This is a genomic window from Caulobacter sp. BE264, from assembly GCF_031457805.1.
Classification (GTDB): Bacteria; Pseudomonadota; Alphaproteobacteria; order Caulobacterales; family Caulobacteraceae; genus Caulobacter.
Window position 1 is genome coordinate 512,213 of sequence record NZ_JAVDXI010000002.1, and the last position, 25,426, is coordinate 537,638.

The window sequence follows — 25,426 nt, forward strand, 5'->3', positions numbered from 1 at the left end:
CCTCAGGGCGCGGCGGAGACGATCCGCATCGCCTCCAGCCCTGCGCCCATCAGCCGGTTGTCGACGCCTAGCCCCAGAGAGGCCGGCGTCTGCGGATCCTTGGTGTCGAAAACCACCTGCACCACGCCGCTCTTGAGCGCCTCGGCGGGAAGCAGCAGCCGGTAGTCGTGCCGGATGGCGTTCTGGCGGTTGAAGGTGAAGGTCTCCGACGCGCCGCCGGCCGAGACGGTGACCGTGCGGGTCGAGGTCTGCAGCGGCAGAAAGGCGAACGTCGCCACCTCCAGCACCGCGCCCGGCAGACTGCGTTGGGCTTCAGAGAGCCGCATCTCGACGATGGACTGGCGCCCGTCGGCCCACACGCCGCCCGCCTCCGGCGCGCTCCATCCCGTGCGCAGCGCGCTGACGCCGGAGCCGCCCGCCTTGAACATCAGCGACGGCGGCTCGACGCAGGCGCCGACCACCACCACCACCAGACCCAGCGGCGCGCCGGAGCGGCAGCCGGGCTTGTCATAGGCGTCGCCTGCGAGGGTGACGATATAGGGCACGTCGCCAGGACGGTTGGGGCGACCGTCATCCAGCAGGCTCAGCACATTGCCGCCGTGCGGCGACTGCAGCATGCCGATGGTGCCCATATAGGTCGCCACCGCGGGAACCTGTGTGGCCGAGAACATCACCTGCTCGCCGTGCAAGCCGCGCGTCAGTCGCACCTCGCGCACATCGCGCAGCACCGCGGTGACCTGCGGCACGTCATAGACGCTGGGCCGCAGGAACACCGCCAGCATCACCAACAGCTGAGCCGCCAGGGCCGGGATCACGCCCAGGCGAGCGCCCCAGCCGGACCGCTCCTCGAACGCCGCGCCGCGCACGCCCAGCACCGTCATCCCCCACAGCGGGATGACGAAGACCAGCAGCGTGCAGACTCCGAACCCGTGCTTGAGCACCGCATACTCAGAGCCCTCGCCGCGCAGGGCGTAGAGGGCGTACTGGGCCAGCATAGATACGCCGGCGCCGGCGCCCAAGGCGGCGAGCAAGACGGCTGCGCGAGTCGGGCCGGCGTCCTCCTCGACGGCGGCCGGGGGACGCAGCGCCTCGATCAGGAAAATCCAGGCCGACAGCGCCACCAGCAGGGCCGACAGCCCCGCAAGCCCGTTCAACGTCATCGGCATGGCGAAATGGATGCTGCCGTTGTTGGCGGCCATCCAGCGCATGCTCCAGAAGAAAGGATTGCCCAGCAGGCCGGCGGCGATCAACGCAAGGCCGGCCAGGCCCATCCCGTCGATGCGGCGCGCGTGGATCATGTCGCGCAAAACCCCAAGTCCCAGCATCGCCATCAGCGCCCCGCACAGGCGCAGGGTCGGCACCAGGTGGAAGCAGCCGCAAAGCAGCACCATGGCCGCGCCATAGACGGCGAACAGCGGCCGCGAGCGGGCCAGCACCACCGCCCCGCCCGCGACGCCCAGCGCCGCCACGGCTTCGCCGACCATCTGCGGATAGAAGAAGTTGCGCACCAGCTCGGCGCCGATCACGCCGCGCAACGCGTAGACATTGATCAGGGCCAGCCCTGCGCAGATCGTCAGATAGGTCAGCGACACCCGCCGCGCCTGGTCGAACAGCACCAGCCACGCCACGCCCGCCGACAGCACGCCAGCCATCAGAAGCGCGTTGATCTCCGACCAGCCCAGGGTCGCGAACAGGCCGGCGAAGCGGTGGCTGAGCTTGGGATAGGCGACCATCTCAGCCATCCACTCGTGTCCGACCGGCGGCACCAGGAAGGCGCGGCGGACCACCTCCATCACCTGCAGGTGATACGAGGCGTCGATGGAGAGCGACAGCATCCGGTTCGTCGAGAGCGCGGCCGCCAGCACCAGGCACCACAGCACGATACCGCCTGCACGGATCCAAGCCGTCTTGTTCTCGAACATCAGAGGTCGCCCCGATCGATTCCGCGTCGCCCCACGCAGGTCCGAAACTACTAGCAGCAAAGTCGCCGCTGAGAACCCCGCGTCCCAAGGTTGCGCTGGACCACGGCCAGGGCGCTCGGCCCCCGCATCGCGGAGAGCGAGCCGACGACGCCCCAGATAATTACGACCGTAATTAGTTTATGCTTGTAAAATCCAAAACCTCCGCCACTCTTCCTTGCGACACGGGACGGAGCGCGCCATGACCGCTTTGGATTTCGGCGCCCGCCGCCGCCGCACCTCGGCGGCCGCGCGGGTGTTCTCGACCATCGCCGTGGCCGGCGCTTTTGGCGCGATCATCGTGACGGGCGTGGATGTGGCCCGGTTCGAGCGCGCGTACGCCGATCTGCCCGCGGCCACACCCGAGCAGGCCGCCCGCTACGCCCCGTTGGCGCGGACCAACTGGCGAATGGTCCACGCCAATCTCGAGGCCCGCCTGCAGCAGACCAACCCGCTGGAGCTGGGCGCGGTGTGGTCAACCCGCACGGGCCGCATCTGCGGCCTGGTCAATGGCCGGGGCAGCTTCGGCGGCCTCACGGCCATGGCCCGGTTCTACACGGTGGACCAGCAGCCGGTGTTCCACCGCGACACCGACCACCTGAGCTTCCAGCACGAATGGTTCCAGTGCCGCCGCGACCCCTATGTGATGCTGAACCAGGGCACGATGGAGCCGGGCTTCTGCGGGACGGAGCTGGGGCGGCGGCGGTGTTATGCGGTGAAGAACGGGGTGCGGCGCGGGCCTTAGAAGGCCGGCTTGGCGACCATCAACCACACGATGGCCAGCACCGAGGCGAAGGCCGGAAAGCCGAGCACGAACCAGATGCGGAAGAGCCGGTCATAAGCAGCCGGCAAGGGCTCGCCCGCCGTGACGGCCGCCTCGGCCAGTCGCCTCAGTCGCATCTGGATCCACACCACCGGCAGCCAGCATAGGCCGGTGACGACATACAGCGCCAGACTCAGCGCGACCCAGCCGGTGTTGAACGGAAATCCTGCCATATGGGCCAGGGCCCCGCCGGTGATCGGCTGGGCGATCACCGCCGTGGTGGTGAAGACGAAGTCGGCCAGGACGACGATCCGTGCGGTGTGGGCGATCAGGACCGGGTCGCGGGTGTGGTGGGCCATCAGCATGAAGAAGGCGATCCCCGCGCCCGTCCCCAGTAGCACCGCCGCGCCAATGATGTGAGCCGCCTTGATCAGTAGATAGAGCTCCATCACCGCTCCTCCAGCGTCGTCAGGGCGGCCACCGCCAGCATGGCGGCGGGGATGCTCTTGACCAGCGGACCCAGCGGGTCGAGCCACAGGTCGGGCCGCACCAGCGCTCCGCCCAGCAGGTAGCCGGCTGTCACCAGTAGCATGCCCCTCAGCGCCAGGCCGGCCGTGCGGCGATGGGCGACCAGCAGCGCCAGGGCGATGTCGGCGACGCTTCCGCCGACCACCGCTGCAACGGCCAGTTCCTCCGAGACCCCCGCCGTCGTCAGGGTCGCCACCGCCGGCGAAAAGCCCGCCGTCACCCCGATCAGCCCCGACACCAGCCAGAAGGCGAACAGGACGAGCAAGATCAGCGGCTTGGCGAAATAGGCGCGGGCGAACCAGCGCTCCTGCACGCCGGACGGCATGGCCGCCAGCAGGGCGTCCAGCGACTTGAACTGCAGGCCCAGCATGGCGGCGTCGCCCGCCTCGCCCCGCACGCCCATCCGTAGCTGCGCCAAGGCGGCCGTGCGCATCGGGCTGCGCCAGCCCAGAAGGGCCAGGGCGTCGGCGCCGACGGCGGCGATCCGCGCCAGGGCCGGCGGCAGGTCGACGACCGGCGCGGCGGGAAAACCCAGCCAAGCCCGCAGGCGAGATACGAGATCCTTCAAGGCCACGGCCTCGGCGTCCACGAGGTCGAGGCGCTGGCGCAGCGGCGCGTCCGGCGCGAGGCACCGAACAACGGCGGCGGCCACGTCGTCGGCCGCCACCACCTGCACTCGGCTATCGCCATGGACGACAGGCGCAAACCCCGGAAAGCCCGCCAAGCCGCGCAGCAGCGCCGTACCGCCATAGGCCGCCGGACCGATCACGAGGCCGGGACGCAGAACAATCCAGTCGAGCCCCGCGCATTCGGCCAACAACGTCTCGGCTGCGTGTTTGGTGGTGTTGAAAGCCGTCGGCTTGCCGGCCTCGACCCCGGCGGCGGAGATATGGATGAACCGCACGCCCTGCGCCCGACAGGCGCTGGCCAGTCGCCGGACACCCTCAACATGCACCGCGTTCAAGTCGTCGCGCGGACTGTCCTGCAGGGCGCCAGCGCAATTGACCACGGCTGCGACGCCGTCGAGCAGCGCGGTCCAGTCCGCAAGGCTGGCCGTCACCAGATCCGCCCGCTTCCAGTGAAGGTTCGCAAACCGCCGCCGCGCCTGGGTCAGATCGCGCCCGACGCCAATGACGTCATGCCCCTCCGCAACCAGTCGGGCGGAGATGTATGAGCCGATGAGCCCATAGGCTCCGATGACGGCGACGCGCATGGGGCCTTCAGTAGCTCTTCTCTCCGAGCGGGAGAAGGTGTCGCCATCCCGGTTCCCGCTCTCGGGAGAAAGGGAGGATGAGTGCGTACCCCGGTCAGGGCGCGCACCGAACGCCGCCTCAAGCGCCTCGATCTGAAAGGGTGAAACCACTCACCCTCCCATCCCGACATGCGTCGGGACGCCCCCCCCCTCTCTCAAAGAGAGAGGGATTTCAAGGACCTACTCCGCCGCGTAGCTTTGCAGCGGACGCACGTCCAAGGCCTCGGCCGGGGCGCCGGCGATGGCTTGGGCGGCGGCCAGGGCGCCGGCGCTGGTCGTGTAGTAAGGCACTTTCATCATCAGGGCCGTGCGGCGGATCTCGAAGCTGTCTTCCAGCGCCTGCTTACCTTCGGTGGTGTTGAAGACGAGCTGCACGCCGCCGTTCTTCATCACGTCGACGATGTGCGGACGGCCCTCGAGGACCTTCTTCACGTGCTCGACCTGGACGCCTTGCTCGGCGAGGTAGGCGCGGGTGCCCTCGGTCGACAGCACCTTGAAGCCGGCCGCCTGCAGCAGCTTCACCGGCTCGACAATCCAGGGCTTGTCGCTTTCCTTGACCGAAACGAAGGCCGTCCCCTTGGTCGGCAGCTTCACGCCGCCGCCCAGCTGGCTCTTGGCGAAGGCGCGGGCGAACGCCGGGCCCATGCTGGTCTCGCCGTCGCGCTTCCAATCCAGGCCCATGACCTCGCCGGTCGAGCGCATTTCCGGGCCCAGCACCGTATCGACGCCGGCGAAGCGGGCGAACGGGAAGACCGCTTCCTTGACCGCGATGTGGTCGTAGGGAAGGTCCTTCAGGCCAAATTCGGCGAGGGTCGCGCCGGCCATGATCTTGGCCGCGATGGCGGCGACCGGCTGGCCGATGGTCTTGGCCACGAACGGCACGGTGCGCGAGGCGCGCGGGTTCACTTCCAGCACATAGATGCGCGGGTTGTCGCTGTGCGGCTCTTCGATGGCGAACTGCACGTTCATCAGGCCGCGCACGTTGAGCGCCAGGGCCATCTGCACCGTCTGGCGCTTCAGCTCCTCCACCGTTTCGGCCTTCAGCGAGAAGGGCGGCATCGAACACGCCGAGTCGCCCGAGTGGACGCCGGCTTCCTCGATGTGCTCCAGCACGCCGGCCACGAACACGTCCTTGCCGTCGCACAGGGCGTCGACGTCGACCTCGGTGGCGCGGCTCAGATAGTGGTCGAGCAGGATCGGGTGCTCGAGCGAGATCTCGCCGGCGCCGGCGATGTAGCGCTCCATGGCGTCATGGTCGCGGATGATCTCCATGCCGCGGCCGCCCAGCACGTAGGACGGACGCATCACGAACGGGAAGCCGATCTTCTCGCCTTCCGCCCTTGCCTCGTCCCAGCTGCGGGCGATGGCGTTTTCCGGCTGGGCGATCTTGAGGCCGTTCAGCAGTTGCTGGAAGCGCTCGCGGTCTTCGGCCAGGTCGATGGCGTCGGGGCTGGTGCCCAGGATCGGCACGCCGGCCTCTTCCAGGGCGTGGGCCAGCTTCAGCGGGGTCTGGCCGCCGAACTGGACGATGACGCCGGCCAACGTGCCCTTGCTCATCTCGACATGGAGCAGCTCCAGCACGTCCTCAGCCGTCAGCGGCTCGAAGTACAGGCGGTCGGAGGTGTCGTAGTCGGTAGAGACGGTCTCGGGGTTGCAGTTGACCATGATCGACTCGATGCCGACCTGGTCCAGCGCGAACGCCGCGTGGCAGCAGCAGTAGTCGAACTCGATGCCCTGGCCGATCCGGTTGGGACCACCGCCCAGGATCACGGCCTTCTTGGCGGCCGACGGATCGCTCTCGCACTCGGGGATCTGGCCCAGGGCGCCGAACTCGTAGGTCGAGTACATGTAGGGCGTGGAGGCCAGGAACTCGCCGGCGCAGCTGTCGATGCGCTTGAACACCGGGCGCACGTTCAGGGCCTGACGCGCGGCGCGCACGGCCTTCTCGGTCGAACCGGTCAGCTTGGCGAGACGCGCATCCGAGAAGCCCTGGGCCTTCAACTCGCGGAAGCCCTGAGCGGTCTGCGGCAGGCCGCCGGCCTTCACCCAGCCTTCCTGGCGGACGATCTCGGCGATCTGGCGCAGGAACCAGGGCTCATACGAACAGGCGGCGTTGACCTCGTCCACGGTCAGGCCGTGGCGGAAGGCTTGGGCGATGACGCGCAGGCGGTCGGGCGTGGGCGTGCCCAGGGCGCGGATCACCGCGGCCTTGCCGTTGTCGGGATCATCGGCGCCGTCGATCAGCACCTCGTCGAAGCCCGACAGGCCGGTCTCCAGACCGCGCAGGGCCTTCTGGACGCTTTCCTTGAAGGTGCGGCCGATGGCCATGACCTCGCCGACCGACTTCATGGCCGTGGTCAGCAGCGGCTCCGAACCCGGATACTTCTCGAAGGCGAAGCGCGGGATCTTGGTGACGACATAGTCGATGCTGGGCTCGAACGAGGCCGGGGTCGCGCCGCCGGTGATGTCGTTCTTCAGCTCATCCAGGGTGTAGCCGACGGCCAGGCGCGCGGCGACCTTGGCGATCGGGAAGCCGGTGGCCTTCGACGCCAGGGCGGACGAGCGCGAGACGCGCGGGTTCATCTCGATGACGACCATGCGGCCGTCCTTCGGATTGACCGCGAACTGCACGTTCGAGCCGCCGGTCTCGACGCCGATCTCGCGCAGCACGGCGATCGAGGCCGCGCGCATCCACTGGTATTCCTTGTCCGTCAGGGTCAGGGCCGGGGCGACGGTGATGGAGTCGCCGGTGTGGACGCCCATCGGGTCGATGTTCTCGATCGAGCAGACGATGATGCAGTTGTCCGCCTTGTCGCGGACGACCTCCATCTCATACTCTTTCCAGCCAAGAACGCTCTCCTCGACCAGCACTTCGGTGGTCGGCGAGAGGTCGAGGCCGCGCTCGACGATCTCCTTGAACTCCTCGACATTGTAGGCGATGCCGCCGCCGGTGCCGGCCAGGGTGAACGACGGACGGATGATCGCCGGCAGGCCGACGAACTCCAGGCCTTCCATGGCCTCTTCCAGCGTGTGGCAGGCGCGCGAGCGGGGCGATTCCAGGCCCAGCTTGTCCATGGCGTCGCGGAACTTCTGGCGGTCCTCGGCCTTGTCGATGACCTCGGCCTTGGCGCCGATCATCTCGACGCCGAACTTCTCGAGCACGCCCTGCTCTTCCAGGGCCAGAGCCGTGTTCAGCGCGGTCTGGCCGCCCATGGTCGGCAGCAGCGCGTCGGGGCGCTCCTTCTCGATGATCTTGGCGACCATCTCGGGCGTGATCGGCTCGATATAGGTCGCGTCGGCCACGTCCGGATCAGTCATGATCGTGGCCGGGTTCGAGTTGACCAGGATGATCCGGTAGCCCTCGGCGCGCAGGGCCTTACAGGCCTGGACGCCCGAATAGTCGAACTCACAGGCCTGACCGATGACGATCGGCCCCGCGCCGATGATCAGGATCGAGGAGATGTCTGTTCTCTTGGGCATGGCTAACTCGCGCAAAGACACGGTCGCGCACATCCGCGCGCCCGCTGTCGACCATCTTGCAGGTTAAGGCGCCCGTGTAGAGACGGAGTCGGTTTGGCGCAACCCCGCATGTTGGCGCAGGGTTAAGGGGGAGGAGCATCCCGCCTGAGGGACGCCAGTGACGGGCTTTGTTCGGCGCAGTTCACCCCCCTCATTCCAGGGCGGGGATGACTGGCGCCGACGCGCTCCGACGATGCGGCCCGACTGTCCGGAGTCGGCGTTCCCTTCCCGATCAAAGGGGGAAGATGACTTCGACGAGCAAGCCGCTAGGCTCCCAGGCGCGACGAATGACGCCACGCAACTGCCGTACGACGTTGTCCACCAGGATAGACCCGAAGCCTTGTCGCGTGGGGGCGACGACCTCGGGACCTCCGCTTTCCCGCCACTGGAGCGTCACCCCCCTGTCGCTGAGCGTCCAGGTCACGGTCATTCGCCCCCCGCCCTGGCTGCAAGCGCCATACTTGTTGGCGTTGGTGGCCAACTCGTGGAGCAAGAGGCTGATGGGCTGGACCTGCTCGGGCGACAGGTTGACCTTGGGACCCGCGACCTCGACAAGATCTTTGGGACACAGAGCGTCAAGCTCTTCCCTCACCACATCTTCCAGACGCCCTCCTTCCCATTGGCGTGTCGCCAGGGACGTCTGCGCGCGCGCCAGCGCGTCGATCCGGCCGGTAAGAATGGCTTTGTAATCGGCCATTCCGTCCGCCCGGGTCAGGCGCGCCAGGGATTGCACGATCGACAGAACGTTCCGCGCGCGATGATCGACCTCGCGCATCAGAAGTTTCCGCGCCTCCTCGTGGCGCTTTTCAAGGCTGATGTCGCGGACCTCGATGATCGTCCCGATCACCTTGGCGTGGTCATCCCTTATAGGACTGGCGGTGAAGGCGACGGGGTAGAAGGAGCCATCCTTGTGCACGAAGACTTCTTCGCCTTGGGTGCCGGCGTTCTCGGGAAAAGCCCTGTCGATCGCGCATTCCGAGAGCGGAAATGGCGAGCCGTCCGGGCGAGAGTGATGAATGACGTCGTGGAGAACCCGCCCCGCAGTTTCCTGAAAGGTAAAGCCCGTTAGTCTCTCAGCCGCCTTGTTCATGAACACGCAACGCTGCTGCTCATTCATCAAGAATACCGACATGGATGTATTGTCTAGAATAGCATCAAGACGCCGAACCGTATCCCTTAGTTCCGCTTCGATGAGAACGTGCGTCGTTATATCTTTAATGGCGGCGTAATAGACAACATCATCTTCATCGTCAAAAATCTGCAACTTCACCGAGACATGATATTCGGAACCATCCTTCCTCCTATGCTTCGTCTCGAAATCTAATCTCTCAACGCCTTTATTCTTCAGCGGCTCAATGAGTTTTATAAAATCATTTTTACTTATGCCTGGCTTCAGATCCCACGGCGTCAGCAAGCGTAGCTCTTCAATGGTGTAACCAAGGTTTTCACGAGCCCCCTTGTTCACAATCCTGAAAAGAAAGTCGTCTGCTGAGAAGACGTAGACTTCACTCGCAGCTTCTTCAACAATGCGACCAAGGCGATCGCTTGTGACACCGAAGACGCCAGCCATGGTCGGTTTTTCCGCCTGAGCGCGCATTGCTCAACATTATGCCTATTTAAGTGCTGGCGCGGTGGCAATGCTTTCAAAGCATATTGCTTATGGCCAAGCTTAAAGCGAACGGGACGGCGAGAGGCTCGTTACGCCCGGTCGGGCTATGATCACTTGTTTTTGGAACTGTCCGGCGGGCCGTACGCAGGCGATCGCCAGCATCGCTCTTGATTGACCAGCTCCAAGGAACCGATGGCCTGAGACCTCGACCAACGCTCCGCAGTCTTCCGTGAAGTCGACCGCCGCCACGCCCTGCAGCCGCTCCGTATGGAACTGCCCCCTCAAGCTCCGCCTCGCACCCCCCGCGCAAATCAAGCTGAACCCATTCCAGCCTCGTCCGTTTCCCGATGGCGTAGCTTCGGGGAAACCTCTTTCGTGACATTGCAGCAGAGCCTGGCCTTCGCGCTGATCGGCGCAACCGTGATCGCCTTCATCTGGGGGCGGTGGCGCTATGACCTGATCGCGCTCGGCGCGTTGGCGGCCGGCATGGCGCTGGGTCTGATCCCGGTGAAGGCGGCGTTCGACGGCTTCGCCAACGACATCGTCATCATCATCGCCAGCGCTCTCGTCCTGTCGGCGGCGGTCGCGCGCAGCGGCTTTGTCGACATGATCATGGCCCCGCTGTTGCCCAAGCTGAAGGACGAGCGCAGCCAGGTGCCGGTGCTGGCCGGCGCGACGGCGGTGCTGTCGATGGCCACCAAGAACGTCGGAGCGCTGGCCCTGATGATGCCCAGCGCGCTGCAGATCGCCAAGCGCACCGGCGTCCCGCCGGGCCGCCTGCTGATGCCGATGGCGTTCGGTTCGCTGGTCGGCGGGCTGGCTGTGCTGGTCGGCACCTCGCCCAACATCATCGTCTCGGAAGTACGCCAGGAGGCGATGGGCCAGCCGTTCAAGATGTTCGACTTCCTGCCGGTCGGCGGGATCCTGACCGTCATCGCCATCGCCTATCTGACGATCGGCTATCGCCTGCTGCCCCGCTCGCGCCAGGCGGCGATTGACGTGGACGCGGCCCTGGCCGCCAAGGCCTATGTCACCGAGGTCGCCGTCCCCGAGGACTGGAGCTTTCACGCCAATACCGTGGGCGCGCTGAAAAAGGCCGCCGACGGCGCGGTCTCGGTGGTCGCCGTTCTGCGCGGCCGCAAGCGGCTGGAGTCGCCGCATTCCAACCTGAAGATCCATTCGGGCGACATCCTCCTGTTGGAGGGCGAGCAGCAGGAGCTGAACCAGCTGATCGTCGCGGCCAAGCTGCGGCTCAGCGACGCCGATCGTCCCTTGGCGATGAACGAACCGACCGACGAGGTGCGCGTCGTCGAGGCGGTGATCGGCGGCGAAAGCGACCTGATCGGCGAATCCGCCCGCAGCGTGACGCTCAGCCACGCCCATGGGGTCAACCTGCTGGGCGTGTCGCGCAGCGGTCATCGGATGGCCGGACGCCTGGCGACCATCCGCCTGCGGGCGGGCGACATTCTGGTCCTGCAGGGCGGCGAGCACGCCCTGCCCTCGGCGCTGCAGGCGCTGGGCCTGTTGCCCCTGGCCGAGCGCGAGGTGAGGCTGGGCGGCGTGCGGCACGCGCTGCTGCCGGTGATCATCCTGGCCGTGGCTATGGCGCTGGTCGCGACGGGCGTTGTGCCCGTGGCCGCCGGCTTCTTCGGCGCGGCGGTGCTGGTGGTCGCCTGCGGCGCGCTGCGGATGCGCGAGGCCTATGCGGCCCTGGAGGCGCCGGTGCTGGTGCTGGTGGCGGCGCTGATCCCGGTCAGCGACACCGTGCAGAAGACCGGCGGCGCCGACCTGATCGCGAGCTGGTTGTCGGGGGCCTTCCATGGCCTGCCGCCGCTCCTCACCCTGACGGCGATGATGGCCGTGGCCATGGCCGCCACGCCGTTCCTGAACAACGCCGCCACTGTGCTGATCGCCGCGCCCATCGGCATGGGCGTGGCCCAGCGCCTGGGCCTGTCGCCCGATCCGTTCCTGATGGCCGTGGCGGTCGGGGCGGGTTGCGATTTCCTCACGCCCGTCGGCCACCAGTGCAACACCCTGGTGATGGGCCCCGGCGGCTATCGCTTCGGCGACTATGCGCGGCTGGGCGCGCCGCTGACCATCCTGATCCTGCTGATCGCGCCTTGGCTGATCGCCTGGTTCTGGCCGTTTACGGGATAGACCGCGCTACTCGTCAGAGGGTCCGTCCCGGGGTTCGACCACCGCAGGATCGCTGGGACCGAACAGCAGCCAGGCGTCGTCGCCGAACCCCTCGCCCTCTTCGCGCTCGACCCGCATCATCGCGGCCAGCCAGCTCGCGCCTGTCATTCGCAGAACCATCGTCGTCTCCTTCGCGATGATGCAGTTGAGAATGAATTGCATTAAGGAGTCTGGCAAGGCCCTTTGAGGGCGACGGCCACGCCCGCCTCCGGAGGCGGCGAGACAACTATTTCGAATAGAATTCGCGATCTGGAGAAATAGCTGAAAAGTCGAGGTTCGGTATTTCCCTTGATATCTCCAGAAATATCGTGTTTATGGTCGTATCGAATTCGCTGCCGCTCGGCCTGCTTTTCCTTGCTCCCGGACCGGGAGCGCCGGACGCGCCTACCGAACTTCCAACGAAATTTGATCGTCGACCGGGCGTTCCGGACGACGAACATCTATGCCTATAAGGAACATCCCCATGGCGACTGGAACCGTGAAGTGGTTCAACTCCACCAAGGGCTTCGGCTTCATTCAACCCGACAACGGCGGTTCGGACATCTTCGTCCACATCTCGGCCGTTGAACGCGCGGGCCTCGGCTCGCTGAACGAAGGCCAAAAGATCTCGTACGAGCCGGAAGTCGACCGCCGCAGCGGCAAGACCTCGGCCGGCCAGCTGCAAGCGGCGTAAAGCCCGCAGCGAGCCCACGGGTTCTAGACTACGACAGGCCGGCGCTTGCGCCGGCCTGTTTTCGTTTGGGGTAATTCCCTCGCGCGACGCACAGGGCTAATCATCGTCCAGCCTTTTCGGAGACGCTTTCCAATGCGGGGCTTTCGCGTCCTGGCCGTCGTCATGCTGGGCCTGCTGCTGTCGGCCTGCGGGACGGTGTCGCGCGAGGCCTTCACGGCCCAGGACCTCGGCGCCGTCGCGCCCCGGGGGCTCTCCGACGTTCGGTTCAGCGCCGCCGATCCGGCCGCCGGCCTGCGGTTCGCGCAGGACGTCCATAGCCACACCGCCGGGCGCAAGGTCAACGTCCTGGCGATCTCGGGCGGCGGCTCAAACGGCGCCTACGGCGCCGGCGTTCTGGTGGGCTGGACGGCGGCGGGGAACCGCCCCGACTTCGATATCGTCACAGGGGTCTCGACCGGAGCCCTGACCGCGCCCTTCGCCTATCTGGGCAAGGACTGGGATCGCCGCCTGACCGAAGCCTACACCAGCGCGGCCGCCGACCGCATCCTGGAGAAGCGGGGCCTGGACCTCTTCTTCACGCCCAGCATCTTCCGCAACAACGCGCTGCGCGACCTGGTGGCCAAGTATGTTGACCCGCCACTGCTCTATGCGGTGGCCATCGAGCACGCCAAGGGCCGGCGGTTGATGATCGCCACCACCAATCTCGACACCGAGGAGGCGATGATCTGGGACATGGGCGCCATCGCCTCGCGCGGCGACGCGGCGGCCCTGCAGCTGTTCCGCGACGTGCTGGTCGCCTCGGCCAGCATTCCCGGCGTCTTCCCGCCCAGCCTGATCGAGGTGGAAGGCTCCAACCGCAAACTGTCGGAAATGCATGTCGACGGCAGCGTCACCACGCCCTTCTTCGTGGCCCCCGAGACGCTGTTGCTGTCGATCCTGCCGGGGCGTGACCAGACCGGTCCCGGCGAGGTCTCGGTGATCGTCAACGGTCAGATCGACGGCGGTTTCGGCTTCACCAAGGGCGACGCCCTGTCGATCGTGGGTCGCTCCTGGATCGCGATGAACAAGGCCCAGATGCGCACCCACCTGACCGCCAACGCCGCCTTCACGCGGCGCAACGGCGGGGTGTTCCGCTACACGGCCATTCCCGACGACGCCAAGGGCGACTTCTCAGGCCTGGACTTCGCCTCGGAAGGGCGGCGGGCGCTGTTCAAGCTGGGCCATGACCTGGGCAAGTCCGGCGCGGCATGGGCGGCGCCGACAGATCCGGCGAATGAGGCCCAAGCGCCGGGTTAGAGCCAGCCAGCCGCCCGCAAGATCGGCGCGTGTCGACGACTGACGGGCGCGACCAGATTCCCGGCCAGCCGCAGCTCGCCCGCGCCGCGTCGCCACTGCGCGGCCTCGATCGCCTCGCCCGCCACCCACCAGGATCGATGGGTCTGAAAGCCGTGCGCGCCCGACAACTCGGCGAGCGCGTCCGAGAACCGCAGCGTCAAAAGCTCGACGCCAGCGTCGGTATGGACCCGCAGATAGTGGTCATGGGCTTCGATGGCGATCAGCCGGGCCGCGCGTCGTTTGGCCGACAGGCGCTGGCGGAAGACGGCCTCGGCCTCGGGCAGCGGCGGGGCGACGACCACCCGGGTCTCGACCGTGGGAGCCGGCGTCGGCGGCCTGCGCCAGACCAGGATTCGCACGGTCATGACGAGGCCGCTGATCACCCAGACGCGAAACCACAGCACCAGCGGAAGCCAGAAACCCTCCTGGCCGAACATCATCTCGACCAGCCGAACCCAGATGACCACCCCCGGGGTCATGACGGTGGTCACGGCAAGCAGGCGGCGGCCAAAACCTTCGATCCGCTGTCCCAGCAGCTCGTCGACCGCCACGCCGATCAGGCCGCCGCCGACGATCGACAGCAGCCAGTAGACGAAGCTCTCCTTGGCGGACAGCTGAGCGGTGCCGAAGGGCGACAGCACGCCCATCACCAGGCCCAGCGCGGTAAGCAGCAACAGGTCGATGGCCAGACGCTTCAGCGCCCCCCGGCGATCCGTCAAAATCATCGATCATCCGCCCCTGGCGCCGTTCGCGCAGAATAGGCGCCGCTCACGCGGTTGGCGTAGCGCGGCGCCGCAGCGCTTGCAATCTCGGCTCGAAACCGGAGCCCAACCATGCCGAAAACCCTGACCCGCCCCGCCTGGCTGCTGATGATGATCCTCAGCCTGCTGGTCGCCCTGACCGCCTATCGCTACCTGCCCCGGATCGGCCCCCTGGCGGACAATGTGATGGCCAATCGCTTCGTCGATCCGTTCCTCTTCGTGCATGTGGCGGGCGCCGCGACCGCCCTGCTGGTCGGGCCCGTCCAGATGCTGCCGGGTCTGCGCGCGCGTCGGCCAGGGCTGCATCGGCTGCTGGGGCGGATCTATGTGCTGGGCTGCCTGTCAGGCGGCGCGGGCGGCGTCGCGCTGGCGCTGGGCGCCACGGCCGGCCCGGTCGCAACCGCCGGCTTTGGCCTTCTGGGCGTGGCCTGGATCGTCGCGACGAGCCTCGCCTGGCGCCGCGCCGTGCAGGGGCGGATTGTCGAGCACCGCGCCTGGATGATGCGTTCGTTCGCCCTCACCTTGGCGGCGGTCACCCTGCGGCTCTACCTGCCGTTAGCCGCGATGGGCCCCCTGCCCTTCGTCGAGGCCTATCGCGCCATCGCCTTCCTGTGCTGGGTTCCCAACCTGCTGCTGGCCGAGGCCTGGCTGTTCGCCGCGCCCGGTCCCGCGTCGTCCCGGAGTCTCAGCCCCAACCCGGCAGCAGGACGTTGAGGTCGACCAGCCTGGTCGCCCGCTAGGTCAGCGCCTTGCGGGCCGCTTCCCAGTACTGTGCGCCGGTGACCAGGGTGACCGCCGTGGCCAGCCACAACAGGCTATGAGCCACCACCGTGAAGCCCCCGACCAGGGCAGGCTCGGGCGGCAGGCCAAAGGCGCTCCACGAGGCCAGGATCATCTCCGCGCCGATCGCCACCAGCTGCAGGGTCGTCTTCCACTTGGCCAGCAAGGTCACCGGCAGCTTGACGCCCTTGCCCGCGCCGACTTCGCGCAGGGCGCTGACGGTGAATTCGCGGAACAGGATCAGGCCGGCCGGCAGCACGACCATGGCGTTGGGGCCGAGCGCCATCAGGCCCAGGAGCGCGCCGCACACCAGGATCTTGTCGCCGATCGGGTCGAGGATCGCGCCCCAGACACTGACCGCGTCCAGCTTGCGGGCCAGCCAGCCGTCGAAGAAGTCGGTCACCGCGGCCACCACAAAGGCGTAGAAGGCCCAGCGCTCGAGGCGGAACTGGGTCTCGGCCGTCAGCTGCTCGCTGACATAGGGCACCGCCCCGGCCGCCGCCCCCAGGGCGATGAACATGAACAGCGCCATCACGAGGCGCGAGCTGGTCAGGATGTTGGGCAACGCTTTCATGCGGGTTTCATAACGCACAAATCGGGGAAAGGGATACCGGGGCGATAGGCTCCGCCGCGCGTTAACCGAGACAAGGGATTTTTCGGACGCAGGACGCGACTCGCTCGGATATACAAACCCGGAGAGCGATGCGGCGCTCTTGTCGAAGCGGGCGCACCCCGGCATGCCAGGGCTCGGAACGGCGGGATACAGTCTGCGACGACGCGCCAGCTCGGTGCGCGGCCGCCTGGTGCTTCTGACCATCGGCCTGCTGATCCCGGCCCTCCTGGCGATGGGCTTCCTGCTGGCCAGCGCCGACCGGGAGTCGCGCGGACGCCTCTACCAGCAGCTGGTGACCACCGGCCGGGCGCTGAACGGCGCTGTCGACCGCCAGGCCGCCACCGGAATCTCGGTGGCCGAGACCCTCGCCACCGATCAGGCCCTGATCGACGGCGACTGGGCCGCCTTCCACGCTCGCGCGCGCCGCGCCATGGAACGACGCTCAGGGTGGATCGTGGTGGCCGACGCCAACGGTCAGCAGGTCATCAACACGCTCGTGCCTTACGGCAGCCCCCTGCCACGCATCCAGCGAACACCCGCCGAGACCGAAGCCTTCTCGACCGGCCGCAACAAGGTGTCGGACCTCCTTGAGGGCCCGGTGGCCGGCAAGCCGGTGATCACCGTCGGCACCCCGATCACGGTGCGGGGTCAGTTCTATGTTCTGTCCTACGTCGTGGAGTCGGCTTCCTTCACTTCGGTGTTCCGCCAGCAGCGCGTGCCCGATAGCTGGGTGGCGACCCTGCTCGACAACAAGCAGCGCGTCATCGCCCGCTCGCGGCTCAACGAGAAATTCACCGGCGCCCAGGCGTCGGCGGACATGACCGAGAACCTGCGCCACTCCACTGAAGGCGTGAATAAGAGCATCTCGCTGGAAGGGGTGCCGACCATGGTCGCCTACACGCGCTCGCCCCAGACCGGCTGGACCCTGGTGGTGGCCATCCCCCGCAAGGAGCTGGCCAGCACGGTGAACCGTTCGGTGGCGGTCGGGACCGGGATCTTCCTGCTCCTGCTGGGGCTGGGGCTTTGGCTGGCCCTGGTCTATTCGCAGCGCATCAATCGCGACATGCGCCGGCTGGTGCAGGACGCCTCGGCGATCGGTCGGGGTGAGACGCTGCGGCCCGCCCCCAGCGACAGTCTCGAAGAGATCGCCGCTGTCCAGGTCGCCCTGCTGACCGCCTCCCAGGAGCTGAAGGCCCGGGAAGACCGCCAGGGCGTGATGATCAACGAACTGAATCACCGGGTGAAGAACACCCTGGCCACGGTCCAGGCCCTGGCCCGCCAGACCTTCGCCAAGGCCGACAAGCGATCTCTGGCTGTCTTCACCGACCGCCTGATCGCCCTGTCCGGCGCCCACGACCTGTTGACCCGGACCGGCTGGCGGGAGGCGGACATGGCGGCCCTGGTGGCGGCCAGCCTCGGCGCGCACGTCGACCGGGTGGAGCGCGCGGGCCCGACGGTGGCGCTGGCCCCACACACGGCGGTGGGGCTCTCGATGGTGTTCCACGAACTGGCCACCAACAGCGCCAAGTACGGCGCGCTCTCGGTTCCCGGCGGCCGGGTGGCCCTCACCTGGCGGCTCGATCCGGTGACGGACGTGCTGTCCTTCACCTGGCGCGACATCGGTGGTCCCACGGTCACGCCGCCCACCGCGCCTGGCTTTGGCACGCGCCTGATCGAAAGCTCCATCCGACGCGAACAGAAGGGCCAGGCGCACTTCGACTTCCAGGCCGATGGCCTGGTGTTCGAGGCCTCGCTGCCGCTGCCCGAGGCGGTGCGCTGGAGCAATCCGGTCTGATGGTCCTGGCCTCGGCCGACACGGCCGCCCGGCTGGCCGCGTTTATCCAGGACGAGCGCCTGCCGCCTACGTTCGCCGACCTGGCGGAGCGTCTGCATCTTCCCCTTGCGGCGCGTATCGCCGACTGGGCGCGAGCCCCCCGAGATCGGCCGCTGGTGGTCGGCGTCTGCGGTCCGCAAGGCTCGGGCAAGTCGACCCTGGCCTTGCTGCTGGCGCGGTTGCTCACCGCGCGGGGGCTGCGGACCGCCAATCTCTCGATCGATGATCTCTACCTGCCTCGCGACACCCGAGAGCGCCTGGCCCGCGACGTCCATCCGCTGCTGCGAACGCGCGGGGTCCCGGGCACGCACGATCCGACGCTGGGCCTGGCGGTGCTGGACGCCCTGGCCAGGCCGGGTCCCACGCCGCTGCCCTGCTTCGACAAGGCCGCCGATGATCGCGCGCCGGAGGCGAACTGGCCGATCTTCGAGGGTCCCGCAGATATCGTGCTGCTGGAAGGCTGGTGCGTGGGCGCCCGCCCGCAGCCCTCGGCCGATCTGGCCTCGCCCATCAACGCCCTGGAAGCCGGCGAAGACCCCGACGGCGTGTGGCGCAACTACGCCAACGACGCGCTCGCCGGCTGCTATCGCCCGCTCTTCGCCCGCCTCGACCGCTTGGTGCTGCTCACCGCTCCCGACTTCGCCGCCGTGCGGGTCTGGCGGGGCGAGCAGGAGGCCAAGCTGCGGGCGCGCCTGGCCGCCGAGGGCCGCGACGTCGCGCGGACGATGGACGACGCCGCCCTCGACCGCTTCCTGGCGCACTATCAGCGCCTGACCGAGTGGATCGCCCAGGATCTGCCCAAGGACGCCGATGTCGTGGTCCGCCTGGACGCCCACCGCTGGCCCGTCGAGACACACGGCCTATAGTGCCCTGGCCATGACCGCCTCTTCCAACGCCGAGATCGCCGCGCTGGCTCAGCGCTTGCTGGACCACAGCCTGCCGAAGGCCGAGTGGACCCATGCCGCGCATCTCACCGCCACCCTGCGGCTGGTCCGCACCCGCGATGCGGGCCTCGAGCGCGACCTCCCGAACATCATCCGGACCTACAATGTCGCGGTCGGCGGGGTGAACGACGACCAGAGCGGTTATCACGAGACGATCACCCAGGCCTATCTGGCCGCGATCCGCGCGTTCGCCGCCGCCCTACCGCCCGGCCTGGACGACGCCGAAGCCGTCCGCCAGCTGCTGGCCACGCCACTCGGCGACAAGGATTGGCCCCTGACGCATTGGTCCCGCGAGCGCCTGTTCACCCCGGAAGCTCGCCTGGACTGGGTCGACCCCGACCTCAAGCCGCTCGACCATCCCCCCGCCCGCTGAACGTCGGTTTCCAGGGGGTTTGCAATCGCGGCCGTGGAGGGCTATATGTGAGACGTGAGTTATGCTCAATTTCAGCATAACCCTGACGCCGGATCCCTGTCGGAACGTTCGATATGGTCCCGGCGTTTTTTGAGGCCCTGGTAATGCTCACTTTGAGCATAACGGAGGATCAGATGGCTGACGGCTTCGCCGCCCCCCAAACGTTCAAGGGGGAGTTCACGCCCGAGATCGAGGCGCAGACCGCGTCGATCTGGGAGAAGGTCAAGCATCACGTCACCCCGATGGAGTGGCGCGCCCAGGCCCCGCTGATCGTCGAGATCAACCGCCTCAAGCGCGAGAAGAACGCCGCGATCCTGGCCCACAACTACATGACGCCGGACATCTTCCACGGCGTGGGCGACTTCGTGGGCGACAGCCTGGCCCTGGCCAAGGAGGCCGCCAAGAGCGACGCCCAGATCATCGTCCAGGCCGGCGTGCACTTCATGGCCGAGACCAGCAAGGTCCTGTCCCCGCAGAAGAAGATCCTGATCCCTGACCTGAAGGCCGGCTGCAGCCTCGCCTCCTCGATCACCGGCGCCGATGTGCGGCTGATCAAGCAGCGCTATCCGGGCGTGCCGGTGGTCACCTACGTCAACACCACCGCCGACGTGAAGGCCGAGACCGACATCTGCTGCACCAGCGCCAACGCCGTGCAGGTGGTCGAGTGGGCCGCCAGGGAATGGGGGACCGACAAGGTCATCCTGATCCCCGACGAGTTCCTGGCCCGCAACGTCGCGCGCCAGACGGACGTCAAGATCATCGCCTGGGCCGGTCATTGCGAAGTCCACAAGCGCTTCACCGCCCAGGACATCGCCGACATGCGCGCGGCCTGGCCGGGCGCCGAAGTGCTGGCCCACCCCGAGTGCCCGGCCGAGATCCTGGAAGCCGCCGACTTCGCCGGCTCGACGGCGGCGATGAACGACTATGTGGCCGCGAAAAAGCCGGCGCAGGTGGTGCTGATCACCGAGTGCTCGATGGCCAGCAACGTCCAGGCCGAAAGCCCGGCCACCCAGTTCATCGGTCCCTGCAACATGTGCCCGCACATGAAGCGGATCACGCTGCAGAACATCTACGACGCCCTGGTGCACGAGCAGTACGAGGTCACGGTCGCCCCCGACATCCTCGACCGCGCGCGGCTGGCCGTCCAGCGGATGATCGACCTGCCGCCCCCGGTCGTCCCGGCTCGGTACGACCTGGTGAAGGCCAAGCACCACGTGGATGTGGAGCTGATCTAGAGCCCCCTTCCCCCTCGATGGGGGAAGGGTTGGGGATGCGGGTGGCGCGGCCGGTCCGCTTCACCGCCCTCTCCGGACTTTCTCGATGAGGCTGAACCGTCGCGTTCACCCCATCCCCGGCCCTTCCCCATCAAGGGGAAGGGAGTGGAGCGTAGAATGATCGAACGCATCACCGTCGAAGGCCCCGTCATCCTGGGCGCAGGCCTAGCGGGTCTCACCGCCGCCTTGGCGGCCAAGACCGCGCTGGTGCTGTCGCCGACGCCTCTGGCCACCGGCTGCTCCAGCGCGTGGGCGCAGGGCGGCATGGCTGCGGCCCTGGCCAGCGATGACACACCCGCGCTGCACGCCGCCGACACGATCGCCGCCGGCGCGGGCCTGTGCGATCCCGAGGCCGTGGCCCTGCTGACCCGCGAGGGTCCGCAGGCCGTGCGCGACCTCGCGGCCCTCGGCGCGCCGTTCGACCGCAAGGCGGACGACAGCTTCGTGCTCAGCCTCGAGGCCGCCCACTCGGCCGCCCGCGTCGCTCGGGTCGGCGGCGACGGCGCCGGTGCGGCGATCATGGCGGCTGTGGTCGCGGCGGTCCGCGCCACGCCGACGATCAAAATCCGCGAAAACGCCCGCGCTCGGCGCCTGCTGCAGGACGCCACCGGCCGTGTGGTCGGCGTGCTCGCCGAGATCGACGGCGCCTTGGTCGAGATCCGGTCCACGGCGGTGATCCTGGCCACCGGCGGGGTCGGCGGCCTCTACGCCGTCACCACGACACCCGCCGAGGTACGCGGCGAGGGTCTCGGCCTGGCCGCCCTGGCGGGCGCGACGATCGCCGATCCGGAGTTCGTGCAGTTCCATCCCACCGCCATCGACATTGGTCGCGACCCGGCCCCGCTGGCCACCGAGGCCCTGCGCGGCGAGGGCGCGATCCTGCGCAATGCTGACGGCAAGGCCTTCATGGCCGACTACCACCCGGCCAAGGAGCTGGCGCCGCGCGACGTCGTCGCCCGCGCGATCCACGCCGAGCGCGCGGCCGGTCGCGGCGCGTTCCTCGATGCGACGCAAGCCGTGGGCGAGCACTTCCCGCACGAGTTTCCGGCCGTGTTCCAGGCCTGCATGAGCGCGGGGATCGATCCACGCCGGCAGATGATCCCGGTCACGCCGGCCGTGCACTACCATATGGGCGGGGTCGCCACCGACCTGGACGGCCGCGCCAGCCTGCCGGGCCTCTACGCCGCCGGCGAGTGCGCCTCGACCGGCGTCCAGGGCGCCAACCGTCTGGCGTCCAACAGCCTGCTGGAAGCGGCCGTATTCGGCGCCCGCGCCGGCCGCGCGGTGGCGGCGGAGGGGACGCCCGGCGGCGAGCCGATTGACCTCACGCCCCTGCCCGACCTGCCCGACGCGACCCTCCAGACCCTGCGCCAGGCCATGAGCCGCGACGCCGGGGTGCTGCGCGAGGCGGCGGGTCTGGCGCGGCTGCTGACCCAGGTCGAGGCGCTGGAGGCCGCCTACGGCCCCTGTCCCACCGTGATCGCCGCGCGCCTGATCGTCGACGGCGCCCTGGCCCGCCGCGAAAGCCGAGGCGGCCACTACCGCTCGGACTTCCCGGCGACCGGCGAGGCCGTCCGCACCTTCGTGACGCTGGCCAGCGCCGACGCGGCGCTGCGCTACGCCGCCGAGTGATCCAATGACCGTGACCGCCCTCTCGCCCCTGCCCGACCTGCTCGTTCGTCCGATCGTCGATCTTGCTCTGGCCGAAGACCTGGGCCGGGCCGGCGACATCACCGGCCAGGCCTGTGTCGATCCGGACGCCCGGCTGTCGGTGTCCTTCGTGAGCCGCCAGGACGGCCGGGTCTCGGGGCTGTCTTGCGCGCGCCTCGCCCTAGCGGCGATGGATCCCACCGCGACCTTCGAGGTGGTGATACCCGACGGCGCCGACACCGCCCCGGGCGCGATGCTGGCCCGCGCCGAGGGGAACGCCCGCGCCGTGCTGATCGCCGAGCGCACGGGCCTGAACCTGCTGGGCCGGATGTCCGGGATCGCCACCCTGACGCGGGCCTATGTCCGCCTGGTCGAGGGGACGGGCGCCACCATTGTTGACACGCGCAAGACCACCCCGGGCCTGCGGGCGCTCGAGAAGTACGCCGTGCGCTGCGGCGGCGGGGTCAACCACCGCTTTGGCCTGGATGACGCGATCCTGATCAAGGACAACCACGTCGCCGCTTGCGGCGGGGTCGGCGAAGCCGTCCGCCGCGCCCGCGCCCACGCCGGCCACCTCGTCAAGGTCGAGGTCGAGGTCGACGGCCTCGACCAGCTGGAAGAAGCCCTCAAGCACGGCCCGGACGTGGTGATGCTGGACAATTTCAGCCTCGCCGACCTGCGCGCGGCCGTCGCCCTGGCCAAGGGCCGGGCGGTGCTGGAGGCCTCGGGCGGGGTGAACCTGACCACGGTCCGCGCGATCGCGGAGACGGGCGTCGACGTGATCAGCGTCGGGGCGCTGACCCACTCGGCGCCGGTGCTGGATATCGGGCTGGATGCGGCCTGAACGGGAAGACTAGGGACGTCGTCGTCTGAAAGCGCCCGCGCGGTCAGGCCGCCGCGCGACGCTCCCTCGAGCCGTGGAGCACAAAGCTCGACATCATCTCGTCCATGCCCTGAGCCTCGCGCGCCAGAGTGTTGGCCGCGGCTGTGGCTTCTTCCACCATCGCCGCATTGTGCTGTGTCACCCCGTCGAGATCGGTGATCGCCTGCGTCACCTGACCCAGGCTGGCCGACTGCTCGCGAGACGAGGCGGCGATCTCGTGGATTCGCTCGACCAAGTCGCCGACGCGAGCGACGATGTCCTCAAGCGCCTGGCCGGAGGCGACTGACTTCTCGACGCCGTTCTGGACCTGGCTGTTGCTGTCCTGGATCAGCGCCTTGATTTCCCGGGCGGCCTCAGCCGATCGCTGGGCCAAGGCCCGCACTTCCTGGGCGACGACGGCGAAGCCCTTGCCGCTTTCGCCGGCCCGCGCCGCCTCGACACCGGCGTTCAGCGCCAGAAGATTGGTCTGGAAGGCGATCTCATCGATCACGCCGATGATCTTGCCGATCTCGTTGGCCGAGCGCTCGATGCCCGAGACGGCTTCGGAGGTCTCGTGAACGATGTCGCGAGCCCTGGTCGCAACACCTCGCATCTCGCCCAGATAGTCGCGGACCGAGCCGGCGGCGGCTGCGGCGGTCGTCACCGACTGGTTGACTTCGTGCAAGGCGGCGGCGGCCTCTTCGAGCGATGCGGCCTGCATCTCGGTGCGGCGCGCCAAATCGTCGGCGGCGGAGCGAATCTCGCCAGAGGCCGAGCTGACGCCGCCCGAGACCGCGATCAAGCTGGTCATGGTCGCACCCAGCGTCTCGACGGCCGCGTTGAAATCGGCTTGCAGTGGCCTGAACGCATCCGGCACAGCGCCGTCGACGCGCGTGGTCAGGTCGCCCTGCGCCAGGCGCTTGAGCGCGCCGCCGAACGCCGTGTTGACCGTCGCCTCGCTGGCCGCCTGAGCTTGCAGACGCGCGCGTTCCATGGCTTCGGCCGCCTCCGCCCGCTCGCGCTCGCGCTGGGCCTCGCTCTGGCGACGGGCGCGCTCGTTGGCCTGAAATACGGTCAGGGTGGAAGCCATGGCCGCAAACTCGTCCCGCCGCGCCTGGCCCGGAATCTCAATGTCGATGTCGCCGTCGGCCAGCTTGCGCATGGCCCCTGTCTGGTCGGCCAGCGGTTTGAGAATGCTGGCGCAAACCCGGCTACAGACGAGAAGAACAGCCAGGCCGCCCACAAGGGTGAAGCCGATGGCCATGATCAGGCTGGTCAGCGCGCTTCGCGCCGCCTCGGACGCCATGACATGCAGGACCTGGTTTTCGGATTTCAGGATTTCGCCATACTTGGCGATGCGAGCCGTGGCCGCGTCGAACCATTCAGGCCCCGTCACCGGCGCCTTGACACCTTCTCGAACGGCGGCCAGCGCCTGGGCCCGCATCGCGATCACCTTGGCGCCGGCGGGACTGGCCTCCACCGCCTTGACCTGTTCGCAGACTGACGCTCGCTCTCGGCAGGCGTCGCCCAGCCAGCCCCTCTGCTCGCCTTCAAGGGCGCGCATCTTGGCCAGGATGTCCGCAGAGAAGGTCTCGCCAGCGAAGCCTGCGGCCCCCGCTGCGCGCTCCAGCCCCGCCGACTCCTTGGCCCGCATCAGCGCCGAATAGGCGTTGACCGCCTCGACCACCTCATGACCGAGGCTGGAGACCTCGATCTCTTCCGCAGCCGAGATCAGCCCATCGATGGTTTGGGTGTACTCGCCGACCACTTCGGCGCGATCGCTCCCCGGCGCGTCAGCCTTCGCGCGCACCGCCTTGACGCCCTCGACGCGAGTCCAGACCTCGTCGAGCGCCTTCTCCATACCGTCGCTGTGGGCGCCCTTCTTGCGGATTTCGTCTAGGGCGACAATGGCAGCGTCCGCATCGACCCGCGCCGCGTTGACCTTATCCACGAACATCGAGCGATCGGACGCGCCCATCATGCCCGAGGTCACGCCACGCTCGGTCTGCAAGGCGTCGACAGCCGCACTGATCGGCCCCTCTGCGGCGATCGCCCCTAAGGCGCCCTTGGCCGACCGGTACTGGCCTGCAAGCCCGACGCAGATGCTGATGCTCAAAGCTGACAGAACCAAAAGCGGCACCGTGACAGCCGCCAACATCCGATGCTTGATCCGCATAGCTTCGCACTCCCCGACGCCACCTGAAGAAGGCGACCCGGTAACGCTAACGGCGGATTCACGGCGAAGCGTTAAAACCAAAAGGCGAGCGACACATTGCCGCACACCCAATACTTGTTCAACCAGGGGCTGCTCATTTTTGCAGCATTTTAAGGAATTATCGATGCAATCTCGGCGATTTCACGCGCCGAGGCTGCAGGTTCTGACAAAATCCATCGAAGAATACACTTATTGAGTGCTTCTCGACTAACCCTCAGCCAAGCTGTCGGGCGATGAATTCCCGCTAG

19 protein-coding genes and 1 pseudogene are annotated in these 25,426 nt (G+C 67.9%); 11 read left to right on the top strand and 9 right to left on the bottom strand.

Translation table 11 applies throughout. The features are described from left to right. Positions 1–2 precede the first annotated feature (2 nt). The gene (locus J2X45_RS07740) at positions 3–1,922 is read right to left on the bottom strand and encodes a hypothetical protein (RefSeq protein ID WP_310213350.1); all 1,920 of its coding nucleotides are present in this window, start codon (positions 1,920–1,922) and stop codon (positions 3–5) included. A 238-nt stretch (positions 1,923–2,160) separates the two neighbouring features. Between J2X45_RS07740 and J2X45_RS07745 the strand changes: the two genes are divergently transcribed. After that, positions 2,161–2,703 carry a hypothetical protein gene (locus J2X45_RS07745; protein ID WP_310213353.1) on the top strand — a complete coding sequence of 181 codons (543 nt, stop codon included), beginning with the start codon at positions 2,161–2,163 and terminating at the stop codon, positions 2,701–2,703. Here the strand turns inward: J2X45_RS07745 and J2X45_RS07750 are convergent. The 4 genes from J2X45_RS07750 to J2X45_RS07765 form a co-directional block, all read right to left on the bottom strand. Further along, positions 2,700–3,170: a DUF2269 family protein gene (locus J2X45_RS07750; protein ID WP_310213357.1), complete on the bottom strand. Its 471-nt coding sequence runs from the start codon at positions 3,168–3,170 to the stop codon at positions 2,700–2,702. The two genes, J2X45_RS07745 and J2X45_RS07750, sit on opposite strands and share 4 nt — an antisense overlap. Beyond that, positions 3,170–4,462: an SDR family oxidoreductase gene (locus J2X45_RS07755; RefSeq protein WP_310213360.1), complete on the bottom strand. Its 1,293-nt coding sequence runs from the start codon at positions 4,460–4,462 to the stop codon at positions 3,170–3,172. Before J2X45_RS07755 ends, J2X45_RS07750 begins: the two co-directional genes overlap by 1 nt. Positions 4,463–4,681: 219 nt before the next feature. Then, positions 4,682–7,981, bottom strand: a complete 3,300-nt coding sequence (gene carB, locus J2X45_RS07760) for a carbamoyl-phosphate synthase large subunit (RefSeq protein ID WP_310213363.1) — start codon at positions 7,979–7,981, stop codon at positions 4,682–4,684. 271 nt (positions 7,982–8,252) lie between these two features. After that, a complete protein-coding gene (locus tag J2X45_RS07765) occupies positions 8,253–9,590 on the bottom strand; it encodes a PAS domain S-box protein (protein ID WP_310213366.1) in 1,338 nt (445 codons plus the stop codon). Between the two features lie 414 nt (positions 9,591–10,004). On the opposite strand from J2X45_RS07765, the gene J2X45_RS07770 reads away from it, so the two are divergent. After that, positions 10,005–11,786 (top strand): SLC13 family permease, encoded by a 1,782-nt coding sequence (locus J2X45_RS07770; RefSeq protein WP_310213368.1) that lies wholly within the window; start codon positions 10,005–10,007, stop codon positions 11,784–11,786. Between the two features lie 6 nt (positions 11,787–11,792). On the opposite strand, the gene J2X45_RS07775 is transcribed toward J2X45_RS07770, so the two are convergent. Next, positions 11,793–11,987, bottom strand: coding sequence for a hypothetical protein (locus J2X45_RS07775; RefSeq protein ID WP_310213370.1), 195 nt, complete (start codon positions 11,985–11,987; stop codon positions 11,793–11,795). 301 nt (positions 11,988–12,288) lie between these two features. Here J2X45_RS07775 and J2X45_RS07780 point away from each other — a divergent pair, with 301 nt between their 5' ends. Beyond that, positions 12,289–12,498, top strand: coding sequence for a cold-shock protein (locus tag J2X45_RS07780; protein ID WP_004622582.1), 210 nt, complete (start codon positions 12,289–12,291; stop codon positions 12,496–12,498). Positions 12,499–12,630: 132 nt separating this feature from the next. Beyond that, a complete protein-coding gene (locus J2X45_RS07785) occupies positions 12,631–13,794 on the top strand; it encodes a patatin-like phospholipase family protein (protein ID WP_310213373.1) in 1,164 nt (387 codons plus the stop codon). On the opposite strand, the gene J2X45_RS07790 is transcribed toward J2X45_RS07785, so the two are convergent. Further along, positions 13,791–14,558: a LytTR family DNA-binding domain-containing protein gene (locus J2X45_RS07790; protein ID WP_310213375.1), complete on the bottom strand. Its 768-nt coding sequence runs from the start codon at positions 14,556–14,558 to the stop codon at positions 13,791–13,793. The two genes, J2X45_RS07785 and J2X45_RS07790, sit on opposite strands and share 4 nt — an antisense overlap. A 108-nt stretch (positions 14,559–14,666) precedes the next feature. Here J2X45_RS07790 and J2X45_RS07795 point away from each other — a divergent pair, with 108 nt between their 5' ends. Then, the gene (locus J2X45_RS07795; protein ID WP_310213377.1) at positions 14,667–15,308 is read left to right on the top strand and encodes a DUF2306 domain-containing protein; all 642 of its coding nucleotides are present in this window, start codon (positions 14,667–14,669) and stop codon (positions 15,306–15,308) included. 22 nt (positions 15,309–15,330) lie between these two features. Here J2X45_RS07795 and pgsA read toward each other — a convergent pair whose 3' ends face one another. Beyond that, positions 15,331–15,948 (bottom strand): CDP-diacylglycerol--glycerol-3-phosphate 3-phosphatidyltransferase, encoded by a 618-nt coding sequence (pgsA, locus tag J2X45_RS07800; RefSeq protein WP_310213380.1) that lies wholly within the window; start codon positions 15,946–15,948, stop codon positions 15,331–15,333. Between the two features lie 163 nt (positions 15,949–16,111). Between pgsA and J2X45_RS07805 the strand changes: the two genes are divergently transcribed. The 6 genes from J2X45_RS07805 to nadC all read left to right on the top strand — a co-directional run bounded on the left by J2X45_RS07805 (position 16,112) and on the right by nadC (position 22,945). Beyond that, positions 16,112–17,782, top strand: a complete 1,671-nt coding sequence (locus J2X45_RS07805) for a sensor histidine kinase (RefSeq protein WP_310213619.1) — start codon at positions 16,112–16,114, stop codon at positions 17,780–17,782. Then, entirely contained in the window at positions 17,782–18,687 is a 906-nt protein-coding gene (locus J2X45_RS07810; RefSeq protein ID WP_310213384.1) for a kinase, read from the top strand. Before J2X45_RS07805 ends, J2X45_RS07810 begins: the two co-directional genes overlap by 1 nt. A 10-nt stretch (positions 18,688–18,697) precedes the next feature. Next, positions 18,698–19,138 (top strand): hypothetical protein, encoded by a 441-nt coding sequence (locus tag J2X45_RS07815; protein WP_310213386.1) that lies wholly within the window; start codon positions 18,698–18,700, stop codon positions 19,136–19,138. A 173-nt stretch (positions 19,139–19,311) separates the two neighbouring features. After that, positions 19,312–20,412, top strand: coding sequence for a quinolinate synthase NadA (nadA, locus tag J2X45_RS07820; protein ID WP_310213388.1), 1,101 nt, complete (start codon positions 19,312–19,314; stop codon positions 20,410–20,412). Positions 20,413–20,568: 156 nt separating this feature from the next. Next, the gene (locus tag J2X45_RS07825; protein WP_310213390.1) at positions 20,569–22,083 is read left to right on the top strand and encodes an L-aspartate oxidase; all 1,515 of its coding nucleotides are present in this window, start codon (positions 20,569–20,571) and stop codon (positions 22,081–22,083) included. Positions 22,084–22,087: 4 nt separating this feature from the next. After that, the gene (gene nadC, locus J2X45_RS07830; RefSeq protein ID WP_310213392.1) at positions 22,088–22,945 is read left to right on the top strand and encodes a carboxylating nicotinate-nucleotide diphosphorylase; all 858 of its coding nucleotides are present in this window, start codon (positions 22,088–22,090) and stop codon (positions 22,943–22,945) included. A gap of 235 nt (positions 22,946–23,180) precedes the next feature. On the opposite strand, the pseudogene J2X45_RS07835 reads toward nadC, so the two are convergent. Then, positions 23,181–25,139, bottom strand: a pseudogene (locus tag J2X45_RS07835) (methyl-accepting chemotaxis protein); the annotation flags it as partial. Between the last annotated feature and the right edge of the window lie 287 nt (positions 25,140–25,426).